This window comes from Mesorhizobium escarrei, assembly GCF_935825525.1.
In the GTDB taxonomy this organism is placed as follows: Bacteria; Pseudomonadota; Alphaproteobacteria; order Rhizobiales; family Rhizobiaceae; genus Mesorhizobium; species Mesorhizobium escarrei.
In genome coordinates this window covers 371-600 of the sequence record NZ_CAKXZT010000025.1, presented here as the reverse complement: position 1 = coordinate 600, position 230 = coordinate 371, and the positions used below count along the sequence as shown (strand labels likewise).

General features: G+C 53.5%; 1 protein-coding gene. It reads right to left on the bottom strand.

The window, feature by feature from the left end; translation table 11 throughout:
* Positions 1-230: DUF6875 domain-containing protein (locus tag NMG80_RS02330; RefSeq protein ID WP_436798530.1), on the bottom strand; the 230-nt coding region annotated here is incomplete at both ends.

Sequence of the window (230 nt, the reverse complement as noted above, 5' to 3'; positions counted from 1 at the left end):
ATCCTTTGCTCGATCGGCCGACAAATCGGTGAAAACAACGACGATTGATTTGTAGATCGCATCGTCTCCGTCAGCAGGTTGTGCTTCCAAGAACAGTTTCTGGTAGACGCTTATGAGCTGGACAGTGTCCGGCACACTCAGGTTGGCTATTCGCTCAGGAGCTAGCCAAAGTGTTTTAAGTTCATCGGCCCGAGGCACGAACGGGCACACAGGTCCAGCGCGGCCGAGAT